Source organism: Gordonia hydrophobica NBRC 16057 (assembly GCF_001592365.1).
Taxonomy (GTDB): Bacteria; Actinomycetota; Actinomycetes; order Mycobacteriales; family Mycobacteriaceae; genus Gordonia; species Gordonia hydrophobica.
This window is the reverse complement of record NZ_BCWU01000004.1, coordinates 363,483-377,159: the sequence shown is the minus strand read 5'-3', so window position 1 is coordinate 377,159 and position 13,677 is coordinate 363,483. Positions and strand designations below refer to the sequence as shown.

General features: G+C 67.4%; 14 protein-coding genes. 8 read left to right on the top strand and 6 right to left on the bottom strand.

The features are described from left to right. The first annotated feature begins 11 nt into the window (after window positions 1-11). Window positions 12-887, top strand: coding sequence for an acyl-ACP desaturase (locus GH2_RS09555; protein ID WP_066166653.1), 876 nt, complete (start codon window positions 12-14; stop codon window positions 885-887). On the opposite strand, the gene GH2_RS09550 is transcribed toward GH2_RS09555, so the two are convergent. After that, window positions 888-1,181 (bottom strand): transcriptional regulator, encoded by a 294-nt coding sequence (locus GH2_RS09550; RefSeq protein ID WP_066166410.1) that lies wholly within the window; start codon window positions 1,179-1,181, stop codon window positions 888-890. Further along, window positions 1,178-1,642, bottom strand: coding sequence for a hypothetical protein (locus GH2_RS09545; protein WP_066166407.1), 465 nt, complete (start codon window positions 1,640-1,642; stop codon window positions 1,178-1,180). Before GH2_RS09545 ends, GH2_RS09550 begins: the two co-directional genes overlap by 4 nt. A gap of 374 nt (window positions 1,643-2,016) precedes the next feature. On the opposite strand from GH2_RS09545, the gene phoH2 reads away from it, so the two are divergent. Next, window positions 2,017-3,321, top strand: a complete 1,305-nt coding sequence (gene phoH2, locus GH2_RS09540; RefSeq protein WP_066166404.1) for an RNA 5'-3' helicase PhoH2 — start codon at window positions 2,017-2,019, stop codon at window positions 3,319-3,321. Window positions 3,322-3,455: 134 nt separating this feature from the next. On the opposite strand, the gene GH2_RS09535 is transcribed toward phoH2, so the two are convergent. Continuing rightward, entirely contained in the window at window positions 3,456-4,052 is a 597-nt protein-coding gene (locus GH2_RS09535; protein WP_066166650.1) for a class I SAM-dependent methyltransferase, read from the bottom strand. 164 nt (window positions 4,053-4,216) lie between these two features. Between GH2_RS09535 and GH2_RS09530 the strand changes: the two genes are divergently transcribed. Next, a complete protein-coding gene (locus tag GH2_RS09530) occupies window positions 4,217-5,074 on the top strand; it encodes a L,D-transpeptidase family protein (RefSeq protein ID WP_066166401.1) in 858 nt (285 codons plus the stop codon). A 75-nt stretch (window positions 5,075-5,149) separates the two neighbouring features. Here GH2_RS09530 and GH2_RS09525 read toward each other — a convergent pair whose 3' ends face one another. Both GH2_RS09525 and GH2_RS09520 read right to left on the bottom strand, forming a co-directional pair. Further along, on the bottom strand, window positions 5,150-5,833 hold the full coding sequence (locus GH2_RS09525; RefSeq protein ID WP_066166648.1) for a PIG-L deacetylase family protein: 684 nt from the start codon (window positions 5,831-5,833) through the stop codon (window positions 5,150-5,152). A 70-nt stretch (window positions 5,834-5,903) separates the two neighbouring features. Then, window positions 5,904-7,253, bottom strand: coding sequence for a type VII secretion protein EccE (locus tag GH2_RS09520; RefSeq protein WP_169802433.1), 1,350 nt, complete (start codon window positions 7,251-7,253; stop codon window positions 5,904-5,906). Window positions 7,254-7,364: 111 nt separating this feature from the next. Between GH2_RS09520 and eccB the strand changes: the two genes are divergently transcribed. Beyond that, window positions 7,365-8,756, top strand: a complete 1,392-nt coding sequence (gene eccB / locus GH2_RS09515) for a type VII secretion protein EccB (protein ID WP_066166396.1) — start codon at window positions 7,365-7,367, stop codon at window positions 8,754-8,756. A 21-nt stretch (window positions 8,757-8,777) separates the two neighbouring features. On the opposite strand, the gene GH2_RS09510 is transcribed toward eccB, so the two are convergent. Next, complete coding sequence (locus GH2_RS09510; RefSeq protein WP_066166645.1) at window positions 8,778-9,401, bottom strand: TetR/AcrR family transcriptional regulator; 624 nt, start codon at window positions 9,399-9,401, stop codon at window positions 8,778-8,780. Window positions 9,402-9,595: 194 nt separating this feature from the next. On the opposite strand from GH2_RS09510, the gene GH2_RS09505 reads away from it, so the two are divergent. The 4 genes from GH2_RS09505 to nrdE all read left to right on the top strand — a co-directional run bounded on the left by GH2_RS09505 (window position 9,596) and on the right by nrdE (window position 13,593). Then, window positions 9,596-10,153, top strand: a complete 558-nt coding sequence (locus GH2_RS09505) for an NAD(P)H-dependent oxidoreductase (protein WP_066166392.1) — start codon at window positions 9,596-9,598, stop codon at window positions 10,151-10,153. 401 nt (window positions 10,154-10,554) lie between these two features. Next, window positions 10,555-10,788: a glutaredoxin-like protein NrdH gene (gene nrdH, locus GH2_RS09500; protein WP_066166389.1), complete on the top strand. Its 234-nt coding sequence runs from the start codon at window positions 10,555-10,557 to the stop codon at window positions 10,786-10,788. 14 nt (window positions 10,789-10,802) lie between these two features. Continuing rightward, window positions 10,803-11,318: a class Ib ribonucleoside-diphosphate reductase assembly flavoprotein NrdI gene (nrdI, locus tag GH2_RS09495; RefSeq protein ID WP_084247407.1), complete on the top strand. Its 516-nt coding sequence runs from the start codon at window positions 10,803-10,805 to the stop codon at window positions 11,316-11,318. Between the two features lie 76 nt (window positions 11,319-11,394). Further along, complete coding sequence (gene nrdE / locus GH2_RS09490) at window positions 11,395-13,593, top strand: class 1b ribonucleoside-diphosphate reductase subunit alpha (RefSeq protein WP_066166382.1); 2,199 nt, start codon at window positions 11,395-11,397, stop codon at window positions 13,591-13,593. Window positions 13,594-13,677: the final 84 nt, after the last annotated feature.

Below are 13,677 nucleotides of genomic sequence, written 5' to 3'. Positions count from 1 at the left end.
GGGTGGGTGCCGTGGCCGTACTGAGCAATGAAGACCTGATCAACGCGCTGGAGAAGGCGCTTCCGGAAATCGCGGAGGAGCACGCCGAAGCCGCCCTCTCGTGGACCCCGTCCGACTGGGTGCCGTGGGATCTCGGCCGGAACTTCGCCTTCCTCGGCGGCGAGGACTACGTCCCCGAGGACTCGAAGCTCTCCGACACCGCCGCGGCGGGCCTGTTGGCGCTGCTGTTGACGAAGGACAACCTGCCGTCGTTCCACCGGGTGCTCGCCATGCACTTCCCGGCGTTCTCGGACTGGCGCCAACTGGTCGGCGTGTGGACCGCGGAGGACAATCGGCACTCGATCGTGCTGCGCGACTACCTCGTCGTCACGCGCGCGGTGGATCCGGCCGAAGCCGAGACGCGTCGCCGCATCCACATCGTCGCGGGCTGGCGGCAGACCCCGGAGACCGTCGAGAACGTCGGTCCGATGGACGCTCTCGCACTGCTCGCCGTGCATGAGAACCAGAGCGTGACGTTCGCCGACAAGCTCCTGGCCTACGCCGACGACGACGTGCTGCGACAGATCGTCTCCAAGATCCGCACGGACGATGCCGTGCAGGCGGCGACCTTCCAGGCCTTCCTGGCGGCGGGCATGGTCGCCGACCAGGAGGCGACGATCATCGCCGTCGACAAGGCCCTCGCAGGCATCGAGCACATCGGTGCCGACATCGCCGACTTCGATGATCGTCGGGACTTCATCGCCGACTTCGAAGACGCGTCGACCGACGCCGCGATCGCGAAGAAGCTCGCCGACGAGCTCAAGCTCGACAGCGTCCAGGAACTCAGCGACGAGGCCGAGGCCGCCCGGCAGCGGATCCTGGCCCTCGCCGCGGAGCCCGGCGCCTGATCAACCGAACGAGACCAGCTTCTCGAGCGCGGTCACGTGTGCGGCGAACGCCCGGCGTCCGGCTTTCGTGATGCGATAGGTGGTGACGCTGCCGCGGCCGCGCGAGCGTGTGGAGGTCACGTACTCCGCGGCGATCAGCGCGGCCATCTGCTTCGACAGGTCCGAGTCGCCGATCTGCAGATGGTCCTTTAGGAACGGGAAGTCGGTCGCCGTCGAATGCGCCAGGACGGCCATTGCGGCCAGGCGTTTCGGCTGTTGCAGGACCGGATCGATGCCGTCGAGCGGGCTGTTCATGCCAGGCGCAGGCGAGTCGCGGCGGCGGCGCGGGCGTACGCGCGCTCGTACAGCGCGATCCCGCCGGTGACGAGGACGAACGTCGTCGCGATGGCCGCGAGCGGCGGCGCGAACAGGATCAGCGGGATCACGATCACCCCGAGGACGATGACCCCCATCAGGTAGTGCCGGAAGATGCGCCGGAACTCCGGGGGCGCGTCGGTGATCGTCGGCTGGGTTCCGCGCAGCCGGCCGTACCAGCCGACGAAGCCGCCGAGCAGACCGAGCAAGAACACGAAGATGACGATCGCGATGAGCGGTTCGGGACGGTAGGCGACCACCCCGGCGAGCGTCGCCGCCCACGCGCCGACCGCGGGCGCATACCACGCGGGCGTCGGCGGATAGTCGATGAACGGCGCCGCCGCCGCCCGTTCGGCGATGCGGAGGAGAGCGCGGAGGTCGTCGGGCTGATCGCTTTCCATGATGGAAAGCGTAGGCATCGGTTTCCGGATTGGCAAGTGATCGTGCGGTGGGGCTGATGGTGTGCCTGTGAAACCGGAGGCGGGAGTGCTCTGACGGCGACCTTTCGGTCACGCGAACTTAACCGACGCGCCGACACGTGGTCGCCAATAGGCGGTGTGACCCCGCGTACGTTGAGCCCTAACGGGCCGCGGGGAAGCGGTTCGTTCGGGAGGTTCGATTCGTGAACGACGCAGGTGTCACGAGAGAGCCGGCCCCGGCTCTCGCCGAGGTCCGCTGACCGTCATCAGACGGTGAACGGGCAAGGCACGAGCCGACCGGCTGCTCAAGACAACATGGTTCCGTGCGGGGCCGCACGGACGCCTAGGAGTCCGACGTGACCGTTCGCACCTACGTCCTCGATACCTCCGTTCTGCTGTCCGACCCGTGGGCGGTGACTCGCTTCGCCGAGCACCACGTCGTCCTCCCACTGGTCGTCATCTCAGAACTCGAGGGCAAACGCCACCACAGCGAGCTGGGCTGGTTCGCCCGCCAGGCTCTGCGACTGCTCGACGACCTGCGCATCAAGCACGAGCGCCTCGACATCGCCATCCCCATCGGGGACGACGGCGGCACCGTGCAAGTCGAGCTGAATCACACCGATCCCTCGGTGCTTCCGGCGGGCTTCCGCAACGACACCAACGATTCGCGGATCCTCGCGTGCGCGCTGAATCTGCGCGCCGAGGGTCGTGACGTCACGCTGGTCTCGAAGGACACGCCGCTGCGGGTGAAGGCCGGAGCGGTGGGACTCGCGGCCGACGAGTACCACGCGCAGGACGTGGTGGTCTCCGGATGGACCGGCATGGACGAGGTCGACGTCGCCGACACCGCGATCGACGCGCTGTTCGCCGACGGCGTCATCGATCTCGACGAGGCCCGCGACCTGCCGTGCCACACCGGACTGCGGCTGCTGGGCAACGGGCAGAGCGCGCTCGGTCGGGTCACCGACACCAAGCAGGTGCGGCTGGTGCGAGGCGACCGGGAGGCCTTCGGGCTGCGCGGTCGCTCGGCGGAGCAGCGGGTTGCGCTGGATCTGCTGCTCGACGAGTCGGTGGGGATCGTCTCGCTCGGCGGCAAGGCGGGCACGGGCAAGTCGGCACTCGCCCTGTGCGCCGGTCTGGAAGCCGTGCTGGAGCGACGGACGCACCGCAAGGTGGTCGTCTTCCGGCCGCTGTACGCGGTCGGCGGCCAACAGCTCGGCTACCTGCCCGGCAGCGAGGCCGAGAAGATGGGGCCCTGGGCTCAGGCGGTGTTCGACACCCTGGAAGGACTGGTGTCGACGGAGGTCATCGACGAGGTCCTCGATCGCGGCATGCTGGAGGTGCTGCCGCTGACCCATATCCGCGGGCGGTCGTTGCACGACTCGTTCGTGATCGTCGACGAGGCGCAGTCGCTGGAGCGCAACGTGCTGCTGACCGTGCTGTCCCGACTCGGCTCCGGATCGCGCGTGGTGCTGACGCACGACGTCGCGCAGCGTGACAACCTGCGCGTTGGACGGCACGACGGCGTGGCCGCGGTCATCGAGAAGTTGAAGGGGCATCCGCTGTTCGCCCACATCACACTCTCGCGCAGCGAGCGGTCGCCGATCGCCGCGCTGGTCACTGAGATGCTGGAGGAGTTCGCGCCCGGCGCGGGTGCATAGCCGCAGCTACTGACATCTGCGTCCCCGTAGCACCCTTGCCGAGGGCATCCGCCCTCGCCTCGGTGTCACGGGGACGCAGATCTTCTCTGCTGTGCCCACTTACGCAGTCGCCCGCGTTCTCGGTGCCCGAGTCCTCAGTGTCGCAGGATCGAGACGGCGAAGTCGGCGTCGTCGTGCCAGGGGCGGAGGTCCCACGTCGCCAGACGCAGATCCAGGACGAGGTCGGTCTCGGCCAGCGCGGCGTCGAAATCGGCCAGTGCGAGTTTCGCGACGTGGAAGCCGACCGCGAGGCGGCCGGTCGGGGCGAGGTGCTCGCCGAGCCGGCGCAGCACCTGCGCCTCGGTGTCTGGGGCGACGAAGGCGAGGACGTTGCCCGCGCAGACGATGGCGTCGAATCGGGTTCGACTGCCATCGGGCTCTCGGAGGTCGAGCTCGGCGAGATCGCCGACCCGCCAGTCCGGTCCCGGGTAGTCGGCCTCGGCGGCTTCGATCAGCGTGGGATCGACGTCGACGCCGGTGACGCGGTGACCCACCGTGTGCAGATATCCGCCGACGCGGCCGGGACCGCACCCGGCGTCGAGCAGACGGGAGCCGCGGCCGACCATCGCGTCGACGAAGCGCGCCTCGCCGAACAGGTCGGCGCCGTCGGCGGCCATCTCACGAAAGCGCTGGATGTACCACTCGCTGTGGCCGGGTTCGGTGTCGGTGATCCATCGGGGAGCAGGAGTCATGGTCTCCACCGTAGTCGGATTCGCGCTACGTCGTTCTTGTCGGGATCTGACCGTTTGTGCTGCTCACAGAACAGTTGCGGAAAGGTGACGATGATCTCCGCGGGTGGCGATCACGTCGTCTCGGCTGGCACACTGAGGTGGTGCTGAAGTTACTGATGAGGCGAATGTTACAACTGGGGTTTGCGCTGACGGCGCTCCTCGGAGCACTTGTCGTGGGTGCTGGACAGGCCGCAGCGGTTCCGCAGACGGCGCCGCAGACCGGGTCCGGCAGCATCACCACGCTGATCGACAATCTGCTCAAGGGGCTGACCACTCCGGGCGCACCCGCCGTGCCCGGTGCCGCGGAGACTTCACAGATGATCGTGGTGACCGCGCCGGTGGCGTCGTCCCAGACGGCGACACTCACCGGGTTCGAGAAGGACGCGACCGGGACGTGGAAACCGGTCCTCGGTCCCACCAAGGCGTACCTCGGCGAGAAGGGCATGGGGAAGGCGCAGGACAATGTCTACCGCACCCCGCAGGGCACCTTCCCGATGAACATCGCGTTCGGTCGGCAGGACAAGCCCGAGGGAACCAAGATGGAGTACTTCAAGACCACCACGCGCGATTGGTGGGACTCGAACGAGAAGTCTCCCACCTACAACACCCACGTCGTCTCCGACACCAGCCCGGGCGGCGACAGTGAGAACCTGTACAACTCGGGACCGGTGTACGACTACGCGGTCAACATCAACCACAACCCGACGCGCACACCCGGCGACGCATCGGCGATCTTCCTGCACGTGACCGACGGCAAGCCGACTCAGGGCTGTGTCGCCATCGCCCGCGACGAGATGGTGAAGGTGCTGCAGTGGCTTGATCCCGCCAAGAACCCGCAGATCACGATCGGTGTCAACGTCGATGCGCCGAAGGATGCACCCAGTGCGCAGCAGCAGTCGTTGCCGGGTGCGGACGTGATCGGCGGAGTCGTCGGGAACCTCGCCGACCTGATTCCTTCCGTGCTGGCGGGTTCAGCATCCTGAGGTAGCCACGAAAGCCATACCGGTGATCCCGGGGCCGTACGCGAACGAGCGTGCGGCCCCGGTGCTGTGTCGGGGCTACTCCGTCGGGCGAATCTGCTCGAAGCCCGATGCCCGGGCGGCGTCGAAGCCGTCGATCGGCTGGGTGGACCACTCCACTTGCTGACGTGCCTGGGCCTGGACCGGGGTGGCTGGATCGAGCACCTCGAGGTAGACCTGGTGGCAGGTCAACGACTCGACGGCCTTCTCGGTGAAGCCGGTGACGTCGACCGCGTGAGTCGGATTGGGCCCGTTCCAGAACACGGTGGACCGTGCGTCGGGCAGTTCGTCATACGCGTCGATCACTGCTGCGGCGAACTCGATGTGGTCGCGCTGATTCGGCGGCTTGCCCTCGCCCCAACTGGGGCCGCCGTAGGTGCAGGCGATGACGTCGGGGTCGACGCGTTGGATGACCTCTCGGATCTTGGCGCGCAGTTCGGGGGAGTTGAAGACCTGGCTGTCCGGGAATCCCCAGAACTCCACGTCGTCGACGCCGACCACCGCGGCCGACGCGATCTGTTCGGCCTCGCGCAGCGGCCCGGCTTCGGCGGCGTCCATGCCCTCGATGCCGACCTCGCCGCTGGTCGCCAGGCCGTAGACGACGTGCTTGCCTTCGGACGTCCACCGCGCGACGGCGGCGGCCATTCCGTACTCGGGGTCGTCCGGGTGCGCGACCAGGACGAGTGCGGTGGACCAGTCGGTGGGGAATGTCGCAGGAGTCATGGTGGTCACGCTACCGGGGGAGTGGCCCGGGTGAACGATGTTGGACGAGCGGTGCTCGGGAGGCGAGATCTCACGTCTCGATCAGTGCGCGTTCGGCATCGGTCGAGACCGGTCGGATCGAGACCGTCCGGCCCGCGCCCTCGGCGAGGATCGTCTCGTCCGGGCCGCGTCGAAGGGCCGGACCGGTGTCGGACGGCGGATCGTCGATGCGATGGATTCTGATCAGGGTGGCGCCGGGCGGTGCGGTCACCCCGCCGGCGTCGGAGTCGTCGACGACCACCTGTACCGGACGCTGTGGAGCACCGCCCGACCCGAGGCCAACGCCGACCGAGTCGGCGAGCCGCTGCCATGGCTGCGCGTCGTCGGACGCGACGTCGACGGCGAAACCGAGCGCGGCGAGGCGGACGACGACCTGCTGTGCGACGGCTCGATCGCCGAGGACGTTGCAGCGCGGAATGTCGCGACCGGCGAGTCGGAGGGTGACCGGTCGTCCGGACCGATCGGCGCCGACGAGCTGACCGTCGCCTGCGATCGGGATCGGCAGCGTGAGGAGAGGCAGTGTTTCGGCAGGCCCCACACGAGGGACCATCGCGTCGATTCGCGGACTGCGGCGCCGGAGCGGCGGCAGCCCGACGGGAAGGCCGATCGCCGCAGCAGGCGGAGCCTCGAGCCGCATGAGCCCGAGCTCGCCGGTCCGGTCGACGGCACGACCGCCGTTGTCGCGGACGGTCACGCGCATCGACGGTCCGGCCGCGATGCTGACCGTGACCGTCGTGGAGAGTGCGTCGGCGGAGATTGGCGCGGCCAGTAGCGCGGCCAACGACTCTGGCGTCGGAGCGGGCAACGCGTAGCTGACCAGCGACGATCCGGGCGTCTGCAGGCTCCGGACGTCGATGCCCTCGGTCAGTCGCGCGGTCAGTTCGGTGATCTCCGCGGCGGTCAGCGGGCGGGTGCCCACCGCGGCATCAGACAGTCGGGAGCGGACGCGGCGTAGGCACCAGAGGGCGGTCCGCAGGGTTCCCGCGCCCGGCCCTCCGCGTGCGTTGACAGCAGCGGGGAAGGCGGCTGGTCGGAGTCGGACCACGAGGTGGACGCTGCGGTGCGACGCGATGTGCAGCCCGCCGAGAAGGCCGCGATAGCTGCGCGCCGCGGGGGTGGCGCCCCAGCAGCCCATCGTGTGGCTGACGACGTCGATCGCGACCGGGGCCGCGTCGTGATGCGTGAGAGCCGCGGCGACCGCGTTCAGCAGCTGTGCATCGCCGGAGGCGGCCGCGCCGACGACGATCGGCGCCGGTGCCGTCGGCGTCACGGCGAGGACGCCGATGAGAGTGTCGCCGTCCCGCTGGAGGCCGATGTACTCCTCGCCCGCCGGGACGTCGAACGGCGCCGTGGGGTGCCATGCGGAGTCGCGGCGAGACAACAGTCGTGTCTGCAATGTTGAGTTCCCCCTGACAACGATTTGTCCGAATCGTCGTGGAGTGAGGCTATCGCGCGGTTAGTCTCCATGCGGGGAAATCGATCGGGGGAATGGATGTCACGACACCTCACCACGCGTGCTCAGGTCAGTGGATACCGGTTCGGCCTGGCACGAGCCGAGCACGCGCTGGTTCGGCGAGACGTGCGGATGATGCATGATCCGATGCGCGCACAGACCCGTTCGCTGATCGCAGGCGCCATCCTGGCGGTGGTGATCGTCGCCGGCGCGGGGATCTACGGATTCATCCGGCCGCAACCCGCGGTGAAGGACGCCCAGATCGTCACCGACGACGCCGGCGCGGTCTTCGTCCTGCTGGACGAGGTGATGCATCCGGCGACGAATGTGGCCTCGGCGCGGCTGATCCTCGGGCAGGCCGCGCCCGTGCGTCATGTCAGCGAGAGCGCGCTCGCGACGTACCCGCGCGGCGCGCAAGTGGGCATCGTCGGCGCACCGTCGGCCCTCGCGGGAGCCGCCGACGCCGATCGCTCCACCTGGACCCTGTGCGAGTCCGCCGGGATCGACGCGGTGATCGTCGGCGCCACGGCTCCCGCGTCGCCGACCGCGACCGCTCTGGTGGAGAGCGACGGCGTCGTCTGGCTGCTCTATTCCGCCCCGGAGACCGGCGGGACCGCGACACCGGTGCGCGCCAGCGTCGACCGAGGCAGCGTGGAACTGCTGCGCGGTCTTGGACTGGAATCGGCGACGCCGCGACCGGTCGCCGCGGGGTTCCTCGGCTCGTTTCCAGTTCGCCCGGCACTGCGGGTGCCCGATGTGCCCGGTCGCGGCGGCGTCGGCGTGCTCGGCATGCCGGTCGGCTCGGTGGTGGCGACGGCGGGAGCGGACGGGACCGTGCGCTACCACTTGATCCTGCGCGATGCGGTGCAGCCGCTGTCCGCGGCGGCGGCCGAGGTGATGCGGCTCGCCGATCCCGCCGCGGGACAGACGGTGCGGCGGGTGGCGCCTGCCGAGGTGGCGACGTTGCCGGTCCGGGAGCAGGTGTCGCTGACGCATTTTCCGCGGACAGTGCCGGTGATCTCGGACGACGAGCAGCCGGTCCTGTGTCATCGCTGGAGCCGTGGGCGCGACGATTCCCGCGCGAGCACTCAACTTCTCACCGCCCGTCGCCTGCCGGTTCCTGATGGCGGGCGGCCGGTGGCGCTGGCGTCGGCGGACGGGGTGGGACCGGCGCTCGATCTGGTCTACCTCGCACCAGGGTCCGGCGAGCATGTGCTGCTGACCGGCGTCGAGACGGACTCGCGACGCGCGTCGACACCGCTTTACATCAGCGATGCCGGGGTGCGCTACCAACTGGCGGGTGCCGAGACGGCGACGATGCTCGGGCTCGACGACCCACTTCTCGCTCCGTGGCCGATGGTGTCGCTGCTGCCGAGCGGCCCGGAATTGAGTCGCGAGGCCGCCGCGGTCACCCGCGACGGAACCGGCTGAGCGCGGCGTGCGGCAGCGAGGTCAGTGCCCCGCCACCAGGCGCCGGATCATGGCCTCCCAGTCGTCGGCGATCTCGGCGCGCGTCATGCCGATCACGTCGACCAGGTGGCGCACGGTCTGCGCCATCAGCGGCGCCTGAATCGCCTGGGCGGTCACCTCGATGCGACCGCTGAAACCGAGTTCGCCCAACAGCATGCGGACATGGTGCGTGGACATCGTCCACACCGGATGCGACAGATGATCGGGCTGGTCGGCACCCGCTTCGAGGAGGATGTCGAGGTGGTCGGTGGTCATCTTCAGTCGCGCGCGTCCATAGGCGATCAGCCGCTCGAGCGGCGGTGCGCCGGGACCGAGCGGTTCGGGACCGGACAAGAAGCCCTGCTGCAGATCCGACTCGGAGTGGTCGAGCAGCGCCAGCATCAGGCCGGTGCGGTTCCCGAAGCGGCGAAACACGGTCCCCTTGCCGACGCCGGCGGCGCGCGCGACGGCCTCCATCGTCACCGCGGCGGCGCCCTGGCTGTCGATCAGCGACTGCGCGGCGGCCAGCAGCAGACGACGATTGCGCGCGGCGTCGGCCCGCTCCGGCAGGGGAGCGGGGGAGTTCGTCACGTGCAGTTCGAGTGGTCCGGGGCCGTCGAGTGGCATGCTCCGACCATAGTTCATGTCGGCGATGTCGTAGTCGTCCCAATGGCGGCGTCGCAGAATTCCGGACCGCGGTCCGGATGTGTCGGGTGTCACGGCTCGGATTTGGAATCATGGCGGGTCAAGGCATGTTGTCCCTCGGGTAACCCGCGGTAGCTTCGGCGCCGTACGCAGACATCACTTCAGGGAGATCGACCATGTCGGACAGCAATCTCACCATCGCCATCCTCGTCGGCAGCCTCCGTGCCGGTTCGCACAACCGCGCACTCGCCGAGCTCGCCGTCGCCAACGCACCCGAGGGCATCTCGCTCAGCATCGTCGACGGTCTGGGGGAACTGCCCTTCTACAACGAGGACCTCGACACCGCCGAGGCGCTGCCCGCCTCCATCGCGGCGCTCCGCGGGTCCGTCGCCGAGGTGGACGCATTCCTGTTCGTCACTCCGGAGTACAACGGCACCATCCCGGCCGTCCTGAAGAACGCCATCGACTGGTTGTCGCGTCCCTACGGCGCCGGCGCCCTGGCGGGCAAGCCCGCGGGCGTCATCGGTGCGGCCCTGGGTCGCTATGCGGGCACCTGGTCGCGTGAGGACGCTCGGAAGTCGGTCGGCATCGCAGGCGCCAAGGTCGTCGAGAAGGTCGAGATCGGCATCGGCACCGGCGACCTGGGCGACGAGGGTCTCGCCACCGCCGAGATCGTGGAGAGCGTCGTCGCCGCCGTGCGCAGCCTCGCCGACGAGGTCGCCGTCGCCGTCTGATCCACGCCCTGCGAACGTGTGGCCGCGACCGATTGGTCGCGGCCACAGTCGTCTCAGGGAGAGGGCTCGCACGGCGCCGATCGACGTCGTCCACAGATGCTGTGGACTGCCCTGTGAGTGGTGCTGTGGACGCCTGTGAACGACACGCCCGGACACGCCGAGACACGCCGATTCGGTTGTGGACAAGGAGCGCGCGACCTGCGAGTTTCATGAATGTTATTCACAAGTTCTTGTGGTCTGGCAAAAGGTCAGCCACAAGGTGTAGTGTTTGAAGAGTCCGGGGGGCGGACGGCGACCGACGGAATTACGCGGATGTCGTTCACTGCGAGAGCAGGTACCGGGTCAGAGAAGTGCAGCGGCGCGAGTCGCGGCAGAGAATTCGTCTTCAAGGGAGCTCATCGATGGCCATCACCGTTTACACCAAGCCCGCATGCGTCCAGTGCAACATGACCTACAAGGCGCTCGACAAGGCCGGGCTGGAGTACGACGTCGTGGACATCAGTCAGGACGACGAGGCCCGCGACTACGTGATGGCTCTCGGCTACCTGCAGGCGCCCGTCGTGGTCGTCGGCGACGACCACTGGTCGGGCTTCCGCCCGGAGCGCATCAAGTCTCTCGCCGCTTCTGCAGCCTGATCGGGGGCGCGCCGATGGCCGCTGACACTGACACTCGGATCTCGACGTCGGAGTCGTCGTACGGAACCGGCGATCTCCCCTTGATCGTCTACTTCTCGTCGGTCTCGGAGTACACCCACCGCTTTGTGCAGAAGTTGGGACTCCGGTCGGTCCGGATACCGCTCATCGATCGCACCGCGTCGTTCCGCGTGGACGAGCCCTACGTCTTGATCACCCCGACGTACGGGGGTGGCAAGATCAGCGACACGGGTTCGGTCATGGCGCACGCAGGTGGCGGGTACGTGCCCAAGCAAGTCATCAAATTCCTCAACATCGAGCACAACCGGGCACTGATCCGGGGCGTGATCGCCGGGGGCAACACGAACTTCGGAGCGGAGTTCGCGTTGGCCGGGGACATCGTCTCGCACAAATGCCAGGTGCCCTATCTGTTCCGATTCGAACTGATGGGCACCACCGACGACGTCGACAGGGTGCGCGAGGGGCTGGCGAGCTTCGCCCAGAGTTCCGCGTTCACCGGTCGAGCGGCCTGAGGTCGCCCGACCAACCACCACGATCGGATTCGTTCCGATCGATTCATTCACATCACGTTTTACCCAGGGAGAAGCAGTGTCGCCCACCGCAGTTTCTGTCAATGACTCCGACGTCTCGGCCAGCAAGTCGGGGGTGCACGCCGGGCCCGCGGGGCATGAGCCGGGTGACCTCGATTTCCACGCGCTCAACGCGATGCTGAACCTGTACGACGCCGACGGCAAGATCCAGTTCGACAAGGACAAGGAAGCTGCGCGCCAGTACTTCCTGCAGCACGTCAATCAGAACACCGTCTTCTTCCACGATCTGGACGAGAAGCTCGAGTACCTGATCAAGGAGAACTACTACGAGCCCGAGGTTCTCGAGCCGTACGACCGTGAGTTCGTGAAACTGCTGTTCAGCCACGCCTACGGCAAGAAGTTCCGCTTCCCGACGTTCCTGGGCGCGTTCAAGTACTACACCAGCTACACGCTCAAGACGTTCGACGGCAAGCGTTACCTCGAGCGTTTCGAGGACCGCGTTTGCATGGTGGCGCTGACGCTGGCCGCGGGCGACACGGCGCTGGCTCGTCACCTGGTCGACGAGATCATCGAGGGTCGCTTCCAGCCGGCCACGCCGACCTTCCTGAACTCGGGCAAGAAGCAGCGCGGCGAGCCGGTCTCGTGCTTCCTGCTGCGGATCGAAGACAACATGGAGTCGATCGGCCGCTCCATCAACTCTGCGCTGCAGCTGTCGAAGCGTGGCGGCGGCGTCGCACTGCTCCTCTCGAACGTCCGGGAGCACGGCGCCCCGATCAAGCGCATCGAGAACCAGAGCTCGGGCGTCATTCCGATCATGAAGCTGCTCGAGGACTCGTTCAGCTACGCCAACCAGCTCGGCGCACGTCAGGGCGCGGGCGCGGTCTACCTGCACGCGCACCACCCGGACATCTACCGGTTCCTGGACACCAAGCGTGAGAACGCCGACGAGAAGATCCGCATCAAGACGCTCTCGCTCGGCGTCGTGATCCCGGACATCACGTTCCAGCTGGCGAAGAACAACGACGACATGTACCTGTTCAGCCCGTACGACGTCGAACGCGTCTACGGGGTGCCGTTCGCGGACATCAACGTCACCGACAAGTACGACGAGATGGTCGGCGACAAGCGGATCCGCAAGACCAAGATCAAGGCGCGTGAGTTCTTCCAGACGCTCGCCGAGCTGCAGTTCGAGTCGGGATACCCGTACATCATGTTCGAGGACACGGTGAACCGCGCGAACCCGATCGAGGGCAAGGTGACGCACTCCAACCTGTGCTCGGAGATCCTGCAGGTCTCGACGCCGTCGGAGTTCAACGAGGACTTGAGCTACGCGAAGGTCGGCCGCGACATCTCGTGCAACCTCGGCTCGATGAACATCGCGAAGACGATGGACTCGCCCGATTTCAGCCTCAGCATCGAGACCGCCATCCGCGGCCTCACCGCCGTCGCCGATCAGACCTCCATCGAGTCGGTGCCGTCGATCAAGCGCGCGAACGACGAGGGCCACGCGATCGGTCTCGGTCAGATGAACCTGCACGGCTACCTGGCGCGCGAGCGGATCTTCTACGGCAGCGACGAGGGCATCGACTTCACGAACATGTACTTCTACACGGTCGTGTACCACGCGATCCGTGCGTCGAACGTCATCGCGAAGGAGCGCGGCACGGCATTCGCAGGCTTCGAGAACAGCAAGTACGCGTCCGGCGAGTACTTCGACAAGTACACCGACCAGGTCTGGGAGCCCGCCACCGAGAAGGTGCGGACCCTCTTCGACGACGCGGGCATCGCGATCCCGACGCAGGACGACTGGCGTGCGCTGAAGGCCTCGGTCCAGGAGCACGGCATCTACAACCAGAACCTGCAAGCCGTCCCGCCGACCGGCTCGATCAGCTACATCAACCACTCGACCAGCTCGATCCACCCGATCGCATCGCGGATCGAGATCCGCAAGGAAGGCAAGATCGGCCGCGTCTACTACCCGGCGCCGTACCTCACCAACGACAACCTGGAGTACTTCCAGGACGCGTACGAGATCGGTTACGAGAAGGTCATCGACACGTACGCGGCCGCGACCCAGCACGTCGACCAGGGACTGAGCCTGACCCTGTTCTTCAAGGACACCGCCTCGACACGCGATGTCAACAAGGCCCAGATCTACGCGTGGCGCAAGGGCATCAAGACGCTCTACTACATCCGCCTGCGTCAGATGGCGCTTGAGGGCACCGAGCTGGAGAACTGCGTCAGCTGCATGCTCTAGCGGTACCGTCGCTACACTCGCTGGCCAGGGGAGATATCCTCTGGCCAGCGTTTTGTCTCCGGGAGCGAGACAGTTGGACGATGC

Excerpts from the sequence above, each read along its gene's own strand:
- GH2_RS09550 (WP_066166410.1), bottom strand. The coding sequence starts at position 1,181 with ATGAACAGCCCGCTCGACGGCATCGATCCGGTCCTGCAACAGCCGAAA.
- GH2_RS09545 (WP_066166407.1), bottom strand. The coding sequence starts at position 1,642 with ATGGAAAGCGATCAGCCCGACGACCTCCGCGCTCTCCTCCGCATCGCC.
- GH2_RS09535 (WP_066166650.1), bottom strand. The coding sequence starts at position 4,052 with ATGACTCCTGCTCCCCGATGGATCACCGACACCGAACCCGGCCACAGC.
- GH2_RS09530 (WP_066166401.1), top strand. The coding sequence starts at position 4,217 with ATGTTACAACTGGGGTTTGCGCTGACGGCGCTCCTCGGAGCACTTGTC.
- GH2_RS09525 (WP_066166648.1), bottom strand. The coding sequence starts at position 5,833 with ATGACTCCTGCGACATTCCCCACCGACTGGTCCACCGCACTCGTCCTG.
- eccB (WP_066166396.1), top strand. The coding sequence starts at position 7,365 with ATGTCACGACACCTCACCACGCGTGCTCAGGTCAGTGGATACCGGTTC.
- GH2_RS09510 (WP_066166645.1), bottom strand. The coding sequence starts at position 9,401 with ATGCCACTCGACGGCCCCGGACCACTCGAACTGCACGTGACGAACTCC.
- GH2_RS09505 (WP_066166392.1), top strand. The coding sequence starts at position 9,596 with ATGTCGGACAGCAATCTCACCATCGCCATCCTCGTCGGCAGCCTCCGT.
- nrdH (WP_066166389.1), top strand. The coding sequence starts at position 10,555 with ATGGCCATCACCGTTTACACCAAGCCCGCATGCGTCCAGTGCAACATG.
- nrdI (WP_084247407.1), top strand. The coding sequence starts at position 10,803 with ATGGCCGCTGACACTGACACTCGGATCTCGACGTCGGAGTCGTCGTAC.